The organism is Modestobacter marinus (assembly GCF_011758655.1).
Lineage (GTDB): Bacteria > Actinomycetota > Actinomycetes > Mycobacteriales > Geodermatophilaceae > Modestobacter > Modestobacter marinus.
Window position 1 is genome coordinate 1,906,747 of sequence record NZ_JAAMPA010000001.1, and the last position, 16,788, is coordinate 1,923,534.

Below are 16,788 nucleotides of genomic sequence, written 5' to 3' on the forward strand. Positions count from 1 at the left end.
CGTGACTGGCCCGGGGAGCGGCCGACCGGGAACGCTAACCGACCGGGCGGGGCCGTGGCACGCACCGCCACCGGTTCGCCGGAGCCGGTCGGTCACCCGGACGGAGGAGCGACGTCTTGCCCCTCGGTTCGGCGGCGGCTAGACCGGGTAGACAGCGATCCGCTGAGAGACCCCCACCCGTCGAGGAGCACCGCACCTGCCGCGTCGGAGTGCCCGACCGCAGGAGGCGTACGACCGCGTGACCGCAGTGCCCGAGGAGACGGCCCGCCCCCTGCGGGTGGCGACGGTGCCGTACGCCGGTGCGTACCTGGACGCCGTGCTGCCGGAGGGGATCGTCCGGGTGGGGCCGGCCGGCTCGCCCAGCCCGTGGCTGGACCCCCGACACCTCGGCGCGCACGCCGGCGAGGTCGACGTGCTGCACCTGCACGGCGGGTACGACCACCTGACCGTGGCCGAGATGGACGCCTGGACCGCGGCGGTCCGGCGCGCCGGCGTGCCGCTGGTCGTCACCGTGCACCACCTGGACGCCCTCGAGGGAGCCGACACCGGCACCCACCCCGGCGCCGCCCGCACCCGGCACCGCGCGCACCTGCGGGCGCTGCTCGGCACCGCCGAGGTCGTGCTCACCCTGACCCGGGGCGCCGCCGACGAGATCGCCGACCGCTTCGGCCGGACGGCGATCGTCGTCGCCCACCCCTCCCTGGCCGGCCCCACCCCGGACGTCGGGCGGGAGACCCGGCTCGCCGGGCTGCACTTGGGGCGGCTGGGCCCGGACGTGCCCGAGGCCGAGGACCTGGTCCGGGCCGCGCTGTCCGGTGCGGTCTCCGGCGGCGGCCGGCTCCGGGTCGACGTGCACCCCGACGTCGACCTCGCGGCGCGGCTGCCGGGGCTGCTGGCGCTCGCCGACGCCGGGGAGCTGGAACTGGCCCGCAGCTGGCCCGGCGACCCGGCCGCCTGGGTCCGCCACCTGCAGGAGCTGCACGTCTCGGTGCTGCCCCGCCGCACGGGCACGCACTCGGGCTGGGTGGAGCTGTGCCGCGACGCCGGCACCCGGGTCGTCGTGCCCGGCGGTGGTCAGCACGCCCAGCAGTGGTCCGACGTCGTCCTGTACGGCAACGACCCCGACCACGGCCTGGACGCCGCGTCGCTGACCTCCGCGGTGGTCGCCGCGCTCACCCGGCCGGCGCCGGCCCGGGTGGACCGTGCGTGGCGGGCCGAACAGCGCGCCGCCGTGCAGCGGGTGCACGCCCAGGTGTACGAGCAGGTCGCCGCCGACGTTGCGGTGAGCTGACCGGCGGGAGGTCAGTCCGCCTCGGCGACGGCCCGGGTGGCGTGCGGCAACCACACGGTGAACGCGGTGCGCCCGGGGATGCTGTCCAGCTCCACGCGGCCGCCGTGCGCGGCGACGACGGCGTGCACGATCGCCAGCCCCAGCCCGGTGCTCCCCGCCGCGCGGGAGCGGGAGGCATCACCGCGGGCGAACCGCTCGAAGACGTGCGCCTGCAGCCCGGGAGGCACCCCCGGGCCGTCGTCGAGGACCTGCAGGACCGCCGCGTCGCCCTCCGTCCGCAGCAGGGTCGTGACGGTCGTCCCCGCGGGGGTGTGGCTGCGGGCGTTGCCCAGCAGGTTGACCAGCACCTGGTGCAGCCGGGCGCCGTCGCCGCGCACCAGCACCGGGGTGTCCGGGAGGTCGAGCTGCCAGCGGTGACCCGGACCGGCGACGTGCGCGTCGCTGACCGCGTCGACGACCAGGGCGGTGAGATCGACCTCCTCGGTTGCGAGCTCCCGGCCGGCGTCGAGCCGGGCCAGCAGCAGCAGCTCCTCCACCAGGGCCGACATGCGCAACGCCTCGGACTCCACCCGGCGCATCGCCTGGCCGACGTCCTCGGCGACCTCGCTGTGCTGCCGCCTGACCAGCTCGGCGTAGCCGCGGATGGAGGCCAGCGGGGTCCGCAGCTCGTGGCTGGCGTCGGCGACGAACTGGCGGACCCGGGTCTCGGACGCCTGGCGGGCGGCCAGCGAGCCCTCGACGTGGTCGAGCATCCGGTTCAGCGCCGCCCCGACCTGGCCGACCTCGGTGTCCGGGTCGGTGTCCTCCGGCGCCACCCGTTCGGCCAGCTGCACCTCGCCGCTGGCCAGCGGCAGCTCGGAGACGCGGGTCGCGGTGGCCGCCACCCGGTCCAGTGGTGCCAGGGCGCGGCGGATCACCAGCACCGCGGCGCCGGCGGCGGCGAAGAGCGCGGCCAGCCCGGCCAGCAGCTCGACGGTGACCAGGTTGCGGACGGCGTCGCCGGCGCCGGTCAACGGCAGCCCGTTCACCAGCACCCCGTCCTCGGTGGTGCTGGCGACCAGCCGGTACTCGCCGAGGCCGCCGCCGAGGTCCCGGGTCACCGGCTCCGCGTCGGTCGGCAGCTCGGCGAGCATGCCCTCCTGGGTGTCGGTCAGCGGCATCAGGACACCGTCCGCGTCCAGCACGGCGGAGCCCTCGACGGCTCCTCCGGTGATCACGGCGCCGAGCGTGCCCTGTCCCTGGCCGCGGGCGCCCAGGCCGCCCGGCCCGCCCGTTCCCCAGCCTCCGCGGCCGAACCACCCACCGCCGCGCCCGGCGGCGAACCCCTCCGAGCGCTCCTGGACCGCCGCCAGCTGGGTGTCCACCTGACCGACCAGCTCCGAGCGCAGCGCGGTCACCGAGACGATGCCGACCAGGGCCAGCACCAGCACCAGCGGGACGACGAAGGCGACCAGCAGCCGGGTGCGCAGCGACCGGCGGGACCGGGCAGGGCCGCTGGTCACCGGAGGTGGGGGGACGTCATGCGGCGGGCTTGATCACGTACCCGGCGCCCCGCAGGGTGTGGATCATCGGCGGGCGCCCCGCGTCGATCTTGCGCCGGAGGTAGGAGATGTAGAGCTCGACGATGTTGCCCTGACCGCCGAAGTCGTACTGCCAGACCCGGTCGAGGATCTGCGCCTTGGACAGCACCCGCTTGGGGTTGCGCATCAGGTACCGCAGCAGCTCGAACTCGGTGGCGGTCAGCCGGATGTCCTGGCCGGCCCGGGTCACCTCGTGGCTCTCCTCGTCCAGGGTCAGGTCCCCGACGACGAGCAGGCCGTCGTCGGCCACGACCCGGCTGGTGCGGCGCAGCAGGCCGCGCAGCCGGGCGGCGACCTCCTCCAGGCTGAAGGGCTTGGTGACGTAGTCGTCGCCGCCGGCGGTGAGCCCGGCGATCCGGTCCTCCAGCGCATCCTTGGCGGTCAGGAAGACCACCGGGACCAGCGGGGTGTCCGCGCGCAGCCGGCGCAGCACCTCCAGGCCGTCCATGTCGGGCAGCATGACGTCCAGGACGACGGCGTCCGGGCGGAACTCGCGGGCCTCGCGCACCGCAGCCGCGCCGTCGGGGGCGGTGCGGACGTCCCAGCCCTCGTAGCGCAGCGCCATCGACAGCAGTTCGCAGATCGAGGGCTCGTCGTCGACGACCAGCACCCGCAGGGCGGTGCCGTCCGGCCGGGTGAGCTGGGCGCGGGAGCCGGGTGCCGGGGTGGTGGTCGTCATGGGATCACTGTGCGTCCTGGACCTGAGAACCGCCTGTGCGTCGGCCAGGAAGTCACTGGGCGCCTGCGCAGCGGCCAGGAGTGCGGCCGGGCAGGCGGGGATGAGGTGAGGTGGGCAGGGGCGGGGTCGAACCGCCGACCTCTCACTTTTCAGGCGAGCGCTCGTACCAACTGAGCTACCTGCCCCTCCCGGTGTGCTGGACACCGGGTGGCGACCCTGACGGGACTCGAACCCGCGACCTCCGCCGTGACAGGGCGGCGCGCTAACCAACTGCGCTACAGGGCCTTGCTGTACTGCTGGTGGAGCTGTGGTGCATGGTGCGTGCCCCCAACGGGGTTCGAACCCGTGCTACCGCCTTGAAAGGGCGGCGTCCTGGACCGCTAGACGATGGGGGCTCGTGGTCGCTGGAGGCAGGGAGAACCATACATGGCCTCCAGCGGGTGTTCGCACCGGGGGGCCACCGGTGCGCGTGGCGCCCGCTCCGGCCGCGCCCGCCGTGCCAGCATCCAGCCCGTGCCGATCCGCCGTCCCGCTCGGGTGACCCGCTCCGCCGGGCTCGCCGCCGCCCTCCTGCTGGTGGCCGGCTGCGCCGCGCAGCCCGGCACCGACAGCGCGGCGTCGACCGGTGCCGCGTCGTCCAGCGCGGCACCGGAGACGGGCGCGTCGACCGCGCCCACCACGACGGCGGCAGGGTCCGAGAGCCCGGCGCCGGAGTTCAACGGGGACACCTCGCCCGAGACCGCCGAGCCGGTCGACCCCGAGGGGCTCACGGTGACCGCCGTCCGCGCCGCCGCGCACGAGGGGTACGAGCGGGTGGTGTTCGAGCTCGCCGGCACCGGCACCCCCGGGTGGCGGGTCGAGTACGTCGACGCACCGTCGTCCCAGGGGTCGGGTGCAGCCGTCGACGTCCCGGGGTCGGCCTGGCTCCAGGTGACCCTGCAGGGCACGAGCTACCCGTACGAGACCGGCGCCGAGGAGGTCGCCCGGGGGCCGGTGCCGGTCACCGGCACCGAGACCGTGCAGGGCGTCGTCTACGACGCCACCTTCGAGGGCACCTCGGTGGCCTGGATCGGCACCAGCGCCGAGGTCCCGTTCCGGGTGTCCGCGCTGAGCGACCCGACCCGGCTGGTGGTCGAGGTCGCCGACGCCGGCTGAGCTCGGCCCGCGGAGACGCTCCCGCGCTCCGTGCTCAGTCGCGGGACGAGGTGGAGAACACCCAGCTGCGCAGCGCGACGAACCGGATCAGGCCGATCGCGCCGGTGACCGCGGCGATCAGGCACAGCTGGACCACGGTGCCCACGTCGCCGAGCAGGGTGTGCAGACCGGCCAGTGCGAGCGAGGTGGCGACGAGCCCGATGCCGGCCAGGCCGCCGCCCTCCCACTGGGCGGTGAACCAGGAGACCCGGCCGCCGGCGTGGAAGGTCAGCCGGCGGTGCATCTCGTTGGCCAGCAGGGTGGAGGCGATCGCGCCGGCCAGGTTCGCCGGCTGGGCGCCGACGGGCTGCAGCGCGATGAACACCAGGGCGTAGAGGGCGCTGGAGACGCCGCCGACGACGACGAAGCGGGCGAACTGCGCCCCGGCGTCGTCCTGGTGGAGCCGCTCGCGCACCGCGTCGGACCGCTCCCGCACCCACGTCGGCTCGACCGTGACGTCGAGCCGTCCCTCGCGCACGCCGTCGACGGCGGTGCGGCGGAGCAGGGACGGGCAGGTCACGGGTCCTCCTCAGGACGTGAGCACGGGTCCGTGCTCGGTCGGCGGTGTCATCCTCCGGCAGCAACCAGTGGGCCGCATGTGCATTCCCGCTGCGTTCCCGCGACACTCCGTGACCTCCCTCACGCTCCGTGGTCACGGGGAGGTCACAGCCGCTCGGCCAGGAGCGCTCAGGTGCGTCGGCCAGGGTCGGGGCATGAGCGCACCCGGTCCTCGTCGTCCCTGGCTCTACGACCCCTCCGCGGGCGGACGGGCCGTCCGTGCCCACCGGCCGCCGTCGGCCGGCGCCGTCGACGCCGTGGTGTCCGACGCACTGTGGACGGACGTGCTGCGGGTGGTGCGCTGGGCGACGGCCACGCTGGACTGCCGACCCGAACTCGTCCACGGGACGGCGTGGCGGACGGCGGCCGCGTCGGCCGGTCTGCTGCGCCGCCTGCGCGGGTTGTGCGCCGAGGTGGGTCTGGTCTGGCCCGGGTTCTCGGCCGTCGACCCCGACGGTCCTGCCCGGGGGCGACTGCGTGCGGCGACCGGCCGGCTGTCCGCCCACCTGAGCTCCCCGGGGCAGGACGTCCTGACCTCGGAGGGACTGGCCGCGGTGGCCGCGGACGTCGACGCGGTCGGTGCCGCGGCCGTCGCGCTGCTGGCCGAGGAGGCCGACCGGACGGTCTGCAGCCGGGTCCGCGCGGCAGCCGGCTGACCCCGGTCCGGTCGGCCGGTTCCGGCGGCGCCGGCCGGGTATGGGCGGGTGCATGAGCCTGTTCGGTGTGCTGGACCGCCTGTCCGAGGTGTCGCAGTTCGACGCGAAGCTCGAGTCCGCCCGGACGGCGGTGAACAAGGTGCTGCAGCCGCAGGCGTTCCGCGACCTGCTGCACGGCACCTGGCTGGGCCATCCGCTGCACCCGATCCTGGCGATGGTCCCGGTGGGCACCTGGCTGTCGGCCGGGATCCTGGACCTGCTGCCCCCGGCCCGCCCCGCGGCCACGGCGCTGATCGGCACCGGCGTGGCGGCGAGCCTGCCCGCGGCGATGGCCGGTGCCGCCGACTGGTCGGAGCAGGACGACGCCGTCCGGCGGCTGGGCGCGATCCACGCCGCCACCAACGTCGTCGCGCTGGGGCTGTACGTGGGCTCGCTGGTGGCCCGAGGGAAGGGCCACGCCACCCTGGGGCGGGTGCTGTCCTACAGCGGTCTCGGTGTGGCGAGCGGGTCGGCGGCCATCGGCGGCCACATGTCCTACGCCCAGTCCTCCGGCGCCAACCACGCCGTCACCGACGCCCGGCAGCTGACCACCGACTGGATCGACCTCGGCCCGCTCGACGACCTGCCGGAGGGCCGGCCGGCGCTGCGCACCGGCGAGGGCCAGGGCGCACCCGTGGCGCTGGCCGTGGTGCGCCGGGGCGCCCGGGTCGACGCCTTCATTAACTCCTGCGCGCACGTGGGCGGGCCGCTGGCCGAGGGCACCGTCGAGCAGGTGCGCGGCTCGGACTGCATCGTGTGCCCGTGGCACGGCTCGGCCTTCGACCTGGAGAACGGCGAGCCGCGGCGCGGTCCGACGGCCTCGGCCCAGGAGCGGCTGGAGGTCAAGTACGAGGCCGGCCGGGTGCTCGGCAAGCTGCCCAACCGGCACGTCTCGAAGTGACCGCCGGCGGCTGAGGCCGCCCTACGCTCGGCGTCGTGCGGACGCTGCGCGCCCTCGTCCCCGCGCTGCTGCTCGTCGGTTGCGCGGCGGGTGGCCCGCCGCCCGCCGCTGCGCCCTCGCTGCCGGCCGTCCCCGGCATCGAGGGCGAGGCGTTGCGCTTCCGGTCCGACGAGGCGATCGGCGGGCAGGTCCAGGTGCACCTCACCAACACCGGGACGGCGCCGTTCACCGTGACCGGGGTGGCGCTGGACTCGCCGGGCTTCGCGTCCCTGCCGGCCCGTCCGGTGGACGCCGAGTACGCCCCGGGGCAGACGATCGACCTGCCGACGCCCTACGGGTCGGTCGACTGTGCTGTGCTGCCCGACCCGGCTGCGGCCCGGCTGACCGTCGTCCGGCCCGGTGGGGCGGTGGAGGAGGTGCAGGTCCCGCTGGCCGGCGGGACGCTCGCGCAGGTGCACGCCGAGGAGTGCGCGGCCGTCGCGGTGGCCGAGGTGGTGGACGTCGCCGTCGACGGGCTGGCCCCGGCGGGGGACGAGGTGACGGGGTTCCTGCAGCTCACCCGGCGCAGCGGCGACGAGCCGGTGGCGATCGCCGCGCTGGGCCGCAGCGTGGTGCTGGAACCGGTGCTGGACGCCGAGCTCCCGGCCACCCTGGGCCCGGGGGAAACCGGCTGCGCCTGCCGGTGGCCTTCCGCCCGGCCACCTGCGCCCCGCATGTGCTGGCCGAGACCAAGCAGCCGTTCGTCTTCCCGCTCCGGCTGACCGTCGGCGAGGGCGAGGAGGTCGCGGTGGACCTGCCGCTGGAAGAGGCCCAGGAGGCCCAGTTGCAGGAGCTGCTCGGCCGGGTGTGCACCGGCTGACCGGGGTTGACCGGCCGGTGCGGCGGGCACCGGAGGGCGATGTTCCTCTTCTTCACCAACCGGCTCGGTTGCCTGGGCTCCCTGCTGATCAGCCTGGTGCTCACCGGACTGCTCTTCCTGCTGTTCACCCTGCTCTGAGCGGTCCCCCTCGCCCCCGGTCGCCGGTCAGGATGCTGACGGGCCGTCCGGGATCGTGAGGACCACCTTGCCGCGGGCGTGGCCGTCGAGGAGGTGCCGCATGCCGGCCGCGACCTGGTCGAGCGGGAGGGTCCGGTCGATGACGGGCGTGAGCCCGGTGGACTCGAACAGCTCGCGCAGGGCCTGGAGGTCCCGGGCGTTCTCCGAGGAGAGGAAGGTCGCCAGCGTCTGCCCGACGAACGGGGAGAGCAGCCGGGCGCGCAGCAGGCGGTCGGTGCCACCGAGCCACCGCCCGCCCGTCTCGCCGCCGACGAGGACCAACCGGCCGCGGGCGGTGAGCACCCGGCGCAGCCGGCCGAGCGGGCGGTTCCCGCCGATGTCGAGGACCACGTCGTAGCGGCGGCCCCCGGCGGTGACGTCCTCGCGGGTGTGGTCGATGACGTGGTGGGCCCCGAGCGCCCGGACGAGGTCGACCTTCGAGCCGCTGCAGACACCGGTCACCTCCGCGCCCGCGTGCAGGGCGAACTGGACGGCGAAGGTGCCCACCCCACCCGAGGCGCCGATGACCAGGACCCGCTGCCCAGCGGTGACCCGACCCTGGTCGCGGACGGCCTGGAGGGCGGTGAGCCCGGAGATCGGCACCGCGGCCGCCTGCTCGAAGGACAGGTTCGCGGGCTTGGGCGCGAGCTTGTCGGCCCGCGCGCGGGAGTACTCGGCGAAGGAGCTGCGGCCGACGCCGAACACCTCGTCGCCGGGGGCGAAGCCGGCGACGTCCGCGCCGGCGGCGGTGACGACCCCCGCCAGGCTGCGGCCGGGGTTGGTGTCCTTCGGGCGGCGGAGACCGAACCCGGCCGCGCGGACGGGGTAGGGCAGCCCGGCCATGACGTGCCAGGTGCCCCGGTCGATGCTCGCGGCGCGGACCCGCACCAGCACCTCGTCGGCGTCGATGTCCGGCCGCTCGACCTCCCCGACCCGGAGCACGTCCTCCGGGTCGGGGCCGTACCGGTCGTGCAGGACCGCCGTCATCCGGTCGGCGGAGACGAGTGGTGGGGAGTACGCGCCGTGCTGTCCGGGTGTCATGGCATCGCTTCCGTCCGAGTGTCCCTTACGCCGTAAGGGTGCGCCTTACGGCGTAAGGTCGTCAAGGGTGAGAGGAGTGGCATGAGCCCGTCGGACGCCGCACGTGCGCCGCTGGACCGCCAGCGCGTGCTGCGGTCGGCGATGGCGCTGGCCGGGGAGACCGGCATCGAGTCGCTGAGCATGCGGAAGCTGGGCCAGGCGCTCGGGATCGAGGCGATGTCGCTGTACCACCATGTGGCGAACAAGGTGGACCTGCTCGACGGCATGGTCGACCTGGTCTTCGCCGAGGTGGACCTGCCACCCGCGGGGGTCGACTGGAGGACGGCGATGCGGCGCCGGGCGGTCTCCCTGCACGACGCCCTGTCCCGGCACCGCTGGGCGATCGGCTTGATGGACTCCCGCACGGCGCCGGGCTCGGCGACCCTGACGCACCACGACGCGGTCATCGGCTGCCTGCGGCAGGCCGGTTTCTCGGTCGCGCTGACCGCGCACGCCTTCTCGGCCATCGACAGCTACGTCTACGGGTTCGCCCTGCAGGAGCGTGCGCTGCCGTTCGAGACGGCCGAGCAGACCGCCGACGTGGCCGAGGCGATGCTGGCCCGGTTCCCACCCGGCGCGTACCCGCATCTCGTCGAGCTGGCGACCGCGCACGTGCTGCAGCCCGGCTACGACTACGGCGACGAGTTCGAGCTCGGCCTGGACCTGGTGCTGGACGGGCTGGAGCGGGCGGCCGAGCGGGAGGGCCGGTAGTCGGCGCCTGGCCGGGACGACGACGATGCCGGGGGCTGTCCGTGCTCCTGCTCCCTCTCCGACCCTGCTGTCGGCGCGCGCGGGTGGGGTGCCACGGCGTGGCCGACCCTCCCGTGGCACTCCGGTCAGCCGCCCGGGACCAGGCCTCCGACGTCCAGGGCGGACCCCGGCGCCTCGACGGTGCGGTCCGAGCCGAACCGGTCCAGCCGGAAGTCGCCCTCGGCGCTGTCGATCCGCAGGGGGTACGGCTCGCCCTCGGCGGCGACGCGCACCGACGTGCCGTCCGCCCCGGTGACCACGAGCACCGGCCGACCGGCGAGCTCGCCGGCCCGGGCGTCCTCGCGGGCCTCCCCGGCGCGCGCCCGCAGCTCCTCGGCGAACGCGGCGACGGACACGGCGTCGAGCTCTTCGGCCTGCCCCTCGGGGACGGTGACCCAGACGTCGTCGAGCTGCCCGGCCACGAACCAGGGGACCCCCTGGTCCTCGTAGAAGCCCGCCGGCGCCCGGGCGTAGATCTCGCCGTCCGCCCGGACGATCTCGACGGTGCGGCCCGCCAGCCCGAAGGTCCCGGTCAGGTCGTCGCCGCGGAGGAACACGTCGACGGGGGTCTCCTCGCCGTCGCCCGTGGCCGTCCCCCGCACCCGGACGGCCCCGGACTCCTCCAACGCGTCGGCGGCGGCCTCGACCAGCTCGGGACCGGACCGGCGTGGCTCCTCGGTCGTCGTCCCCGCCGGCGGGCCAGCGGTCACGGCCGATCCGCCGGCGTCGCCCCCTCCCCCGCAGGCGGGGACGAGCAGGACGGTCAGGACGGCGACGGTCGCGGCTCCGGTGCGCACCGTTCCCCCCTACCCCGTCCCGGCCCGTCACGACCATGCCAGGACGGCGGGACCAGGCCGGACCACGCCGCCGGACGGTGCGGCGCAACGCCGGGCGGCTTCGTCCGCGTGGCTCCCGGTCCGGCGCCGCTGGCCGCTCCTGCGGCGCGCTAGCCTCGGACCGGGCCGCAGACGCCCCCCGTTGTCTCCTGCGTTGCCTCGTGCGCTGTGTGGAGGGATGTCTGCACCCACCGGGCCTCTAGCTCAACTGGCAGAGCAGCGGACTTTTAATCCGCGGGTTGTGGGTTCGATCCCCACGGGGCCCACGATAGGAGCTCTAGTACCAGCATGTTCACCGATCAGGGGCCTTGGCTGCCGAGTCCTGGTCGGATCAATTCGACACTTATTCGACACTTTGGTCGGCGCTATCGCCCACCGTCAGAGGATCGACGCTGCTCGGGTCGAGACCGTGCGACGGCTCATGTAGACGTCCTTGGTCATGCTGGCCCGCTTGTGACCCAACTGGTTGGCCGTCTCCCGGTCGGTGGCTCCGGCCTCGTCCATCCACGTTGCCACCGTCTTGCGGATTGTGTGCCCGGTCGCCCACTTGAACCCGGCACCGTCCAGCAGTGCCCAGACGTGCTTGGTCGTGTTGGAGATGTCCCGCAGCCTGCGCTCCCCTTCGGCTCCGGCGGTACCGGGCCAGCGGGCTTGGGACGGGAACACCACGTCCCACTCGTTCGGGACGGCTTCGACCTGGCGGGCCAGCAGACGGGACACCAGCCACGGGGGCAACTCGACGGTCCGGTTGCTGTCAGCGGTCTTGCCGTCTTCCTGCAAGACCAGACCAACCCCGGGCACGCGGACCGGCAGGGGGCCAAGGTCTGCCCGGCCTGCGTCTAGATCCAGGTGCGACCAGCGCAACCCGCAGGCTTCTCCGACGCGGGCTCCGGTGGCTGCCATGAACGCCAGCAGATCCGGCAAGTCATGGCGCTTGGCTACAGCGTCGGCATCCACGTACGCCAGCAGTTCGGCGCGCTCCTCTGTGGTGAACGCCCGGTGCGTGTCGCGCTTGGTCGTCTTGGTGGTCGGCACGGAGACGTGTCCGACGTCGCGCACCGGGTTGTGCGGGATGGCCTCATGTCGTACCGACAGGTTCAGCACGCCGTTAAGCACCGACCGCGCCGTCTTCATGGCGTCGGGACCACTGGCCTTCTCGATGCCGCGCAGCCACCGTTCGATGGCGACGACCTTGACCTCTCGGACCGTTAGGTTCGCCAGGTCGCCCCCGATGACGTGCCGGTTCAGTGACGATGCGTAGACCGTTCGGGTGTTCACCTTGAGCCGGTCGAGAAACCAGCACCGTCGCCCGTCTTTGCGCCCAAAGATGACAGCGACTACCTAGCCAACGTGGTCAAGACGCAGCAAAAGCGAAGTCGCAAGCACGAAGCTTTAATCAAGGCATTCGGTGAGCCTGTTCGGCAGGCGGGCGGCGTCCTGGCCACCAACGTGCACCCTCGTGACATGACTCTGGACGCGGCGTATGAGCATTGGTTGGTCGAGGCCAAGACGGTCGGAACGAAAGCTGAGCTCGCGGTCCGCGAGGCGATCGGCCAGGTGTACGCCTACCGTCACTTTGTTACCGCAGTCAAGGATTAATAGACCCCCAATTGGTCGCCGTTTTCAACGCCCCGATCGGCGATGCCCTAGCGGTGCTCCTAGTCTCTTTGCAGATCGAAGTAATCTACCGACTCTTCGACGGCTGGGCCGGGAGCAAGGACGCCGCAATGCTAACGGGGAGCCACGCGCTGTGATTGGCCTCAAACGGCGCCTCCTTTACGGGATTAAGAGAGCTCGCCTGGGTTGCGGTCGTGATGTTGCTGGCTCCCAACGTCCGATCAGGCGGGCGCACGCGGTTCACCTCGGCGATCAGTAGGCCCATGCCGTCACGTTCGGCGGCTCCTGCGACGGGAACCACCAGCTTCGAAGGACACGTGCAGGGCCTCCCGCAGCCAGCCCCCCGGACCACGGCCGGCGTAGTGTGCCCTAGTGCAACAGCGAGATGGATTGTCGGTCGACATCGCCAGTAGCTTGACAGACACGGTCGTGCCCGGAGCTGGCCCGGTTATGAAGCGCTTGTTTCGGCAAGTTTTTGCTGAATGGGGCCGGAACGGGTCGGTCGCCCTAAGTGCAGCGGAGGCAGCCAGTGGACTCACTCGTGAGGAACTTGCTGAGTCTCTGCGTGAGCGGCCCCGGCTTCACCCGCTGCTCACCCGGCTGTTGTTCGCTGCCGGTATGAATGGTCATGACGCGGTACTGCGTGCCATGGGTACGGCCGTCGGTAACGCGGTCGTCGACCCCCTCCGCGTGGACGAGTGCGAGTTGATCCTGGCCGCATTGGCGGACCTCAATGCTGCGCATACGCAGCTGCTGCACTTGATGACAACTCAGGCGACCGTCTCCCCCGAGGGAAGCGAAGGTGGCTTGTTTTGGACAACGGAGACACTGGTGACGGAAGCCGACTTCCCCGATCAAGTGGGTTCTTTGGTGCTCGCGGCGCTGATTAGCCGAGGGCTTGCCGAGATTCCCGCGATGGTGCTCGGAGCGCCGGTCCGTATTACTGCGCTCGGGAGTGTCGTGTTGGACGTCTTGGACGAGTGGGAAGGGGCCGACTCGGGAGGTCGAAGGGGTAGCTAACGCCGGGGAGGTCGCCGCCGTCCGGCCTAGTAGTAGTTCTCCGCGTGGGCGAACCAGTCATCGGCGACGGTCACGGTACCGCAGACCGGAGCTTGATCGGGCGGCGGGTGGCCTACCGATGCGTGCAGGACTTTGGCTCCGCCATACTAGATGTCTTGGGTGCGGAAGAAGCCGTGCTGGTCGGCGACTCACCGCAAGTCGGCGGGCCGGCGGCGGCAATCGTTTAGCAAGGCGTGGCGATAACCGCCTGTGGCCCTGGTGATGCCGCAGGCCACCGTCCTGTTCGCCGACTACCCCTTCGGAGCTTACGGCGCTCGCCCTTGAACCGGCGCTGCACCGTCGTCCGTCGTCCGTCCGGTCGGTCGTGACGGCACGCAGCGACACACGGCGCGTAACTTCGGAACGCGACCGTTCGTTTGGCACGATGTGCGGGTCTTACGCCTAGCCCAGAGGACAAGCTGATGCCAAACCTTACGCCCGGCCCACGGTGCTTCGTCATTTCACCCATTGGCGAGAAAGAGTCCGACGTTTGGGTCCGGGCAAATAAAGTACTTCGCCACATCATAAAGGCGACTCTTGAGCCTGAGTATGTCGTTGATCGTGCGGACGACAGCAGTAACCCGGGTGCGATCACGCCCCAAATAGTTAACAGCATCTTAAAGGCTGACCTGATCGTCGCAGACATCAGCGGAGGAAATGCGAACGTCTTCTATGAGCTCGCTATCGCGCACGGCTACGACAAGCCGACGGTTCATATTCAGAGTGTTGGCAACAAAGTGCCGTTCGATATTAAGGACATGCGCACCATCCACTATGACATAAACGACCTGGACAGTGTCGAGGAAGCCAAGCAGGCACTTGCAAAGGCGGCAAAATTCGCGGTGTCCAATCCGGCGGACATTGAAACGCCCCTCAAGGGGGCCCAGGCCTTCGGGGCCGTTGAGTCGAGCACGGACCCGGAACTACACGTCACGTCACAAGTTCTCAGTGAGGTTCAGCAGCTTCGATACGAACTGCGCACTGAACTGTTCGCAAGCGACTTTCCGTCGCGGACCCGCCGAACTGGCAATGCCTCTGACGCTGACTCCCTGCGACGGCTGGCAGCTAGAGTGGGAGCGGCTGGGCGGCTGAGGCCAACTGATTTCGAAGGATGCATCACTCAGTCCACTACGGAAACGCTGGATGCGTGGCTTCGTCAGGCTCTCAAGCGTGTAACCGGAATTTCCGATGCGGACGAGCTGAACGAGATCTTGTTTGACGACGCGGTGAAGGGGGGCCTCGCCGCTACGTCGTCGGATGATGACGCCCCATTCTAGGGTGGTCGCGAGGCTTTGCGACGGCTCTCAAAGGTGTGCCAAGTCCTACTGGCCGCGCCTTGCCCTGGCCGTACTCCCTGACTGCCGGGCAGCTGTCCGCGCTGCTGACCCGTGCGGTGCTGGCCGGTTCGGGCTGCGTGGTCTTCGTGTGGCTACAACAGCGGTCGTCAGCGTGAAGGGGTATCCGGGTGGGCCCGCGGCATTGGGCATAAGGGCCATGGCCCACAAGATCGGCCAGGGAGCAGCGCGGTACGGGCCGGGTATCTGTGATGAAACCGCGGGGAAAGCCCCGGGCTCGACCGGCCTGCCTTCCATGAACAGGACGGGAACCCGGGGCTCTGTGGCGATGTGATCGCAGGCACATGGCTGCACGCCGCGCTCTCTACATCGCCGGTCTGTTGGCTCTACGCTGTCGTGTGGCTCTGTGGGCTCTGCGCCCGGCCCTGCCCTGGCCTGGCCTGGCCTGACCCTGGTCTAGCCTGGCCTGCCCTGGCCGCTGACCCTGGCCGCTGGCCCGAATCGGCTGGCCGCGCGTGGTCGCGGGCTGGCTCGTGCGCCCGCTGAGTTGGCCGTGAGCGCCCGCCTGAGCATTGCCGGGTGTCCAGGTGCGCGGAGCGCACCAATTGATGGGCCGCGCCATCATCCCTTCAGATCGCCGAACCTGACCGGGCCGCGGGATGGCAACCGCCGCTACCCCCTGGGGGTGGTACCCCCTGGGCACTCAGGGGCCTCATCGCCTGTCTTAGCAGCCACCCCCTTGCCACTGTTCAAGGGTCGACGCAGCGGCTCAAGGTCAAACGCCTTGTCCCGGCGTCGGCGAGGCAATTGAGATGACGATCTACCCGCTGGCCCGATGGCGCCAGGCGGCGAGCTGTGGGGCTAGGGCAACACCGAGGCTGCCGCGCCGGAGTTCTCTCAGCGAATCTTGCGCACCGACCTTCCTGGGCGAGAGACTGCCTGGGCGGCTCCCAGGCTGTGCCGTACCAGGGGTCGTCGCTCTTTCGGGTCATGCTGACGGCGGGCGAAACGGGGTCGTTTGTCGATGAGGTCGGCACCGCTGCGCTCCTGGATTTGGGCTCTTATCTCTTCGGCTGCCACGACAGTCGTTGGTGTGACAATAAATCTCGCCACTGACAGTGGGGGGCAGTGGTGGGCCTGGGTAGCTGTCGGATTGGCGACTCTAACAGTGGCATTTACTACTGTTGCCGTTGATCTTCGTCGAACCAATCAGGCGAATGTGCCCCACTATGGCCGAGCTAGGCACAACAACCCGCGAACCAACGTCACCATGTCTGGCGTATCTGCACGCAGTGGGTCAACCGTTAGCCAGACGGTAAACATCAATCCGCCGGCCATCGCTATCGCATTAACCATGACCATTGTCTACGGCGCAGCCGTTGCAACCTTGTACGCCCTTGGAGTACTAAATGTCAACAGTAGTCGAGATCAGGCCAGCGCGAACCCGGACCTGCCCATAAATGGTTCACCCAGTCCGGTCACTGCCGAAGAGGTGGCCCCAATCCCACCATCAATCGAGGTGGATAAGCAAGGCCACTTCTGCAATGACTGGGTTACGCAGAACTCGGTCGAGGAGTTGAACGCGGCGTTGCCGATCTCTGAAGAGTTGATCGCAGAGGGCGATTGGCCGGACTGGGCACCAGTATCTGACGGCGTCCGGGCGAAGGCGAGTACGGTCTTGCTTACCGTCCAAGGCGTCAACTCGACCCAAGTAGTGATCAACGACATTCGTGCCGTGGTTCAATCGAGGCGTCAACCAGTCGATGGGCTTGCGCTTACAAGGGAATGTGGTGGCGAGGGGGCCTATCGTCTGTTGGAGGTCGACCTGGATCAAAACCCTCCGACCGCAACGGCCGTTGAGACTGGGTATACCACGCCTCCACCTGGCGAGCCTGAGTGGTCTATAACTCCGATCAGATTTCCATACGAGGTCTCCGTCGAGGATGCAGAAACATTCGCCATCACTGGCTATACGGAAGAGTTTGACGTCGATTGGGTCATCGAGGTGGACTGGACGTCGGCGGGGTCGTCAGGCACCATCACCGCAGATGACGACGGGCAACCATTCAGAACGACGAGCACTTCCCGGGCGAGGGACTGCGTCATATGGGATCAGATTGAGTGCTTCGACTGAGCTCGTGGATGCCTTTGACTAAGGTCAGCCGCGCTGATGGTTGTCAGGACTTGCTCCAGTCAAACCATGGCGCCGCGCGCCTC

The 16,788-nt window shown here is 70.9% G+C and carries 17 protein-coding genes and 4 tRNA genes; 12 read left to right on the plus strand and 9 right to left on the minus strand.

Annotated elements, in window-relative coordinates; translation table 11 throughout:
- The first annotated feature begins 238 nt into the window (after positions 1-238).
- A complete protein-coding gene (locus FB380_RS09015) occupies positions 239-1,291 on the plus strand; it encodes a glycosyltransferase family 4 protein (RefSeq protein ID WP_166754776.1) in 1,053 nt (350 codons plus the stop codon).
- A gap of 11 nt (positions 1,292-1,302) precedes the next feature.
- Here FB380_RS09015 and FB380_RS09020 read toward each other — a convergent pair whose 3' ends face one another.
- The 5 genes from FB380_RS09020 to FB380_RS09040 form a co-directional block, all read right to left on the minus strand.
- On the minus strand, positions 1,303-2,793 hold the full coding sequence (locus tag FB380_RS09020; RefSeq protein ID WP_166754777.1) for a sensor histidine kinase: 1,491 nt from the start codon (positions 2,791-2,793) through the stop codon (positions 1,303-1,305).
- A gap of 16 nt (positions 2,794-2,809) precedes the next feature.
- A complete protein-coding gene (locus tag FB380_RS09025; RefSeq protein ID WP_166754778.1) occupies positions 2,810-3,550 on the minus strand; it encodes a response regulator transcription factor in 741 nt (246 codons plus the stop codon).
- Between the two features lie 111 nt (positions 3,551-3,661).
- A tRNA-Phe gene (locus FB380_RS09030) sits at positions 3,662-3,735 on the minus strand.
- Between the two features lie 23 nt (positions 3,736-3,758).
- Positions 3,759-3,835: transfer RNA gene (locus FB380_RS09035), tRNA-Asp, on the minus strand.
- Between the two features lie 37 nt (positions 3,836-3,872).
- Positions 3,873-3,945: transfer RNA gene (locus FB380_RS09040), tRNA-Glu, on the minus strand.
- 118 nt (positions 3,946-4,063) lie between these two features.
- Between FB380_RS09040 and FB380_RS09045 the strand changes: the two genes are divergently transcribed.
- Complete coding sequence (locus FB380_RS09045; protein ID WP_166754779.1) at positions 4,064-4,705, plus strand: AMIN-like domain-containing (lipo)protein; 642 nt, start codon at positions 4,064-4,066, stop codon at positions 4,703-4,705.
- A gap of 34 nt (positions 4,706-4,739) precedes the next feature.
- Here FB380_RS09045 and FB380_RS09050 read toward each other — a convergent pair whose 3' ends face one another.
- The gene (locus tag FB380_RS09050) at positions 4,740-5,264 is read right to left on the minus strand and encodes a GtrA family protein (RefSeq protein ID WP_166754780.1); all 525 of its coding nucleotides are present in this window, start codon (positions 5,262-5,264) and stop codon (positions 4,740-4,742) included.
- 193 nt (positions 5,265-5,457) lie between these two features.
- Between FB380_RS09050 and FB380_RS09055 the strand changes: the two genes are divergently transcribed.
- From FB380_RS09055 to FB380_RS09070, 4 genes are read left to right on the plus strand one after another with little or no spacing between them, the layout of a single operon-like run.
- On the plus strand, positions 5,458-5,958 hold the full coding sequence (locus tag FB380_RS09055) for a hypothetical protein (protein ID WP_166754781.1): 501 nt from the start codon (positions 5,458-5,460) through the stop codon (positions 5,956-5,958).
- Between the two features lie 52 nt (positions 5,959-6,010).
- On the plus strand, positions 6,011-6,898 hold the full coding sequence (locus FB380_RS24635) for a Rieske (2Fe-2S) protein (protein ID WP_166754782.1): 888 nt from the start codon (positions 6,011-6,013) through the stop codon (positions 6,896-6,898).
- 35 nt (positions 6,899-6,933) lie between these two features.
- Positions 6,934-7,659, plus strand: a complete 726-nt coding sequence (locus FB380_RS09065; RefSeq protein WP_166754783.1) for a hypothetical protein — start codon at positions 6,934-6,936, stop codon at positions 7,657-7,659.
- The gene (locus FB380_RS09070; RefSeq protein ID WP_166754784.1) at positions 7,614-7,757 is read left to right on the plus strand and encodes a hypothetical protein; all 144 of its coding nucleotides are present in this window, start codon (positions 7,614-7,616) and stop codon (positions 7,755-7,757) included. The genes FB380_RS09065 and FB380_RS09070 overlap by 46 nt, the downstream gene beginning before the upstream one ends.
- 165 nt (positions 7,758-7,922) lie before the next feature.
- On the opposite strand, the gene FB380_RS09075 is transcribed toward FB380_RS09070, so the two are convergent.
- Entirely contained in the window at positions 7,923-8,975 is a 1,053-nt protein-coding gene (locus FB380_RS09075) for an NAD(P)-dependent alcohol dehydrogenase (RefSeq protein WP_229681841.1), read from the minus strand.
- An 81-nt stretch (positions 8,976-9,056) separates the two neighbouring features.
- On the opposite strand from FB380_RS09075, the gene FB380_RS09080 reads away from it, so the two are divergent.
- Complete coding sequence (locus FB380_RS09080) at positions 9,057-9,725, plus strand: TetR/AcrR family transcriptional regulator C-terminal domain-containing protein (RefSeq protein ID WP_166754785.1); 669 nt, start codon at positions 9,057-9,059, stop codon at positions 9,723-9,725.
- Positions 9,726-9,850: 125 nt separating this feature from the next.
- On the opposite strand, the gene FB380_RS09085 is transcribed toward FB380_RS09080, so the two are convergent.
- Positions 9,851-10,561 carry a hypothetical protein gene (locus tag FB380_RS09085; protein WP_166754786.1) on the minus strand — a complete coding sequence of 237 codons (711 nt, stop codon included), beginning with the start codon at positions 10,559-10,561 and terminating at the stop codon, positions 9,851-9,853.
- A 232-nt stretch (positions 10,562-10,793) separates the two neighbouring features.
- Here FB380_RS09085 and FB380_RS09090 point away from each other — a divergent pair.
- A tRNA-Lys gene (locus FB380_RS09090) sits at positions 10,794-10,866 on the plus strand.
- 112 nt (positions 10,867-10,978) lie between these two features.
- Here the strand turns inward: FB380_RS09090 and FB380_RS09095 are convergent.
- Positions 10,979-11,878 carry a tyrosine-type recombinase/integrase gene (locus tag FB380_RS09095; protein WP_166754787.1) on the minus strand — a complete coding sequence of 300 codons (900 nt, stop codon included), beginning with the start codon at positions 11,876-11,878 and terminating at the stop codon, positions 10,979-10,981.
- Positions 11,879-11,950: 72 nt separating this feature from the next.
- Here FB380_RS09095 and FB380_RS09100 point away from each other — a divergent pair, with 72 nt between their 5' ends.
- The 4 genes from FB380_RS09100 to FB380_RS09115 all read left to right on the plus strand — a co-directional run bounded on the left by FB380_RS09100 (position 11,951) and on the right by FB380_RS09115 (position 16,705).
- Positions 11,951-12,199 carry a hypothetical protein gene (locus tag FB380_RS09100; RefSeq protein WP_166754788.1) on the plus strand — a complete coding sequence of 83 codons (249 nt, stop codon included), beginning with the start codon at positions 11,951-11,953 and terminating at the stop codon, positions 12,197-12,199.
- Positions 12,200-12,589: 390 nt separating this feature from the next.
- A complete protein-coding gene (locus FB380_RS09105; protein ID WP_166754789.1) occupies positions 12,590-13,237 on the plus strand; it encodes a hypothetical protein in 648 nt (215 codons plus the stop codon).
- Positions 13,238-13,698: 461 nt separating this feature from the next.
- A complete protein-coding gene (locus tag FB380_RS09110) occupies positions 13,699-14,553 on the plus strand; it encodes a hypothetical protein (protein WP_166754790.1) in 855 nt (284 codons plus the stop codon).
- Between the two features lie 1,372 nt (positions 14,554-15,925).
- The gene (locus FB380_RS09115; protein WP_166754791.1) at positions 15,926-16,705 is read left to right on the plus strand and encodes a hypothetical protein; all 780 of its coding nucleotides are present in this window, start codon (positions 15,926-15,928) and stop codon (positions 16,703-16,705) included.
- Positions 16,706-16,788: the final 83 nt, after the last annotated feature.

Coding starts and splice junctions, on each gene's coding strand:
- FB380_RS09055 (WP_166754781.1), top strand. CDS start 5,458: ATGAGCGCACCCGGTCCTCGTCGTCCCTGGCTCTACGACCCCTCCGCG.
- FB380_RS09080 (WP_166754785.1), top strand. CDS start 9,057: ATGAGCCCGTCGGACGCCGCACGTGCGCCGCTGGACCGCCAGCGCGTG.
- FB380_RS09110 (WP_166754790.1), top strand. CDS start 13,699: ATGCCAAACCTTACGCCCGGCCCACGGTGCTTCGTCATTTCACCCATT.
- FB380_RS24635 (WP_166754782.1), top strand. CDS start 6,011: ATGAGCCTGTTCGGTGTGCTGGACCGCCTGTCCGAGGTGTCGCAGTTC.
- FB380_RS09115 (WP_166754791.1), top strand. CDS start 15,926: ATGACCATTGTCTACGGCGCAGCCGTTGCAACCTTGTACGCCCTTGGA.
- FB380_RS09025 (WP_166754778.1), bottom strand. CDS start 3,550: ATGACGACCACCACCCCGGCACCCGGCTCCCGCGCCCAGCTCACCCGG.
- FB380_RS09075 (WP_229681841.1), bottom strand. CDS start 8,975: ATGACACCCGGACAGCACGGCGCGTACTCCCCACCACTCGTCTCCGCC.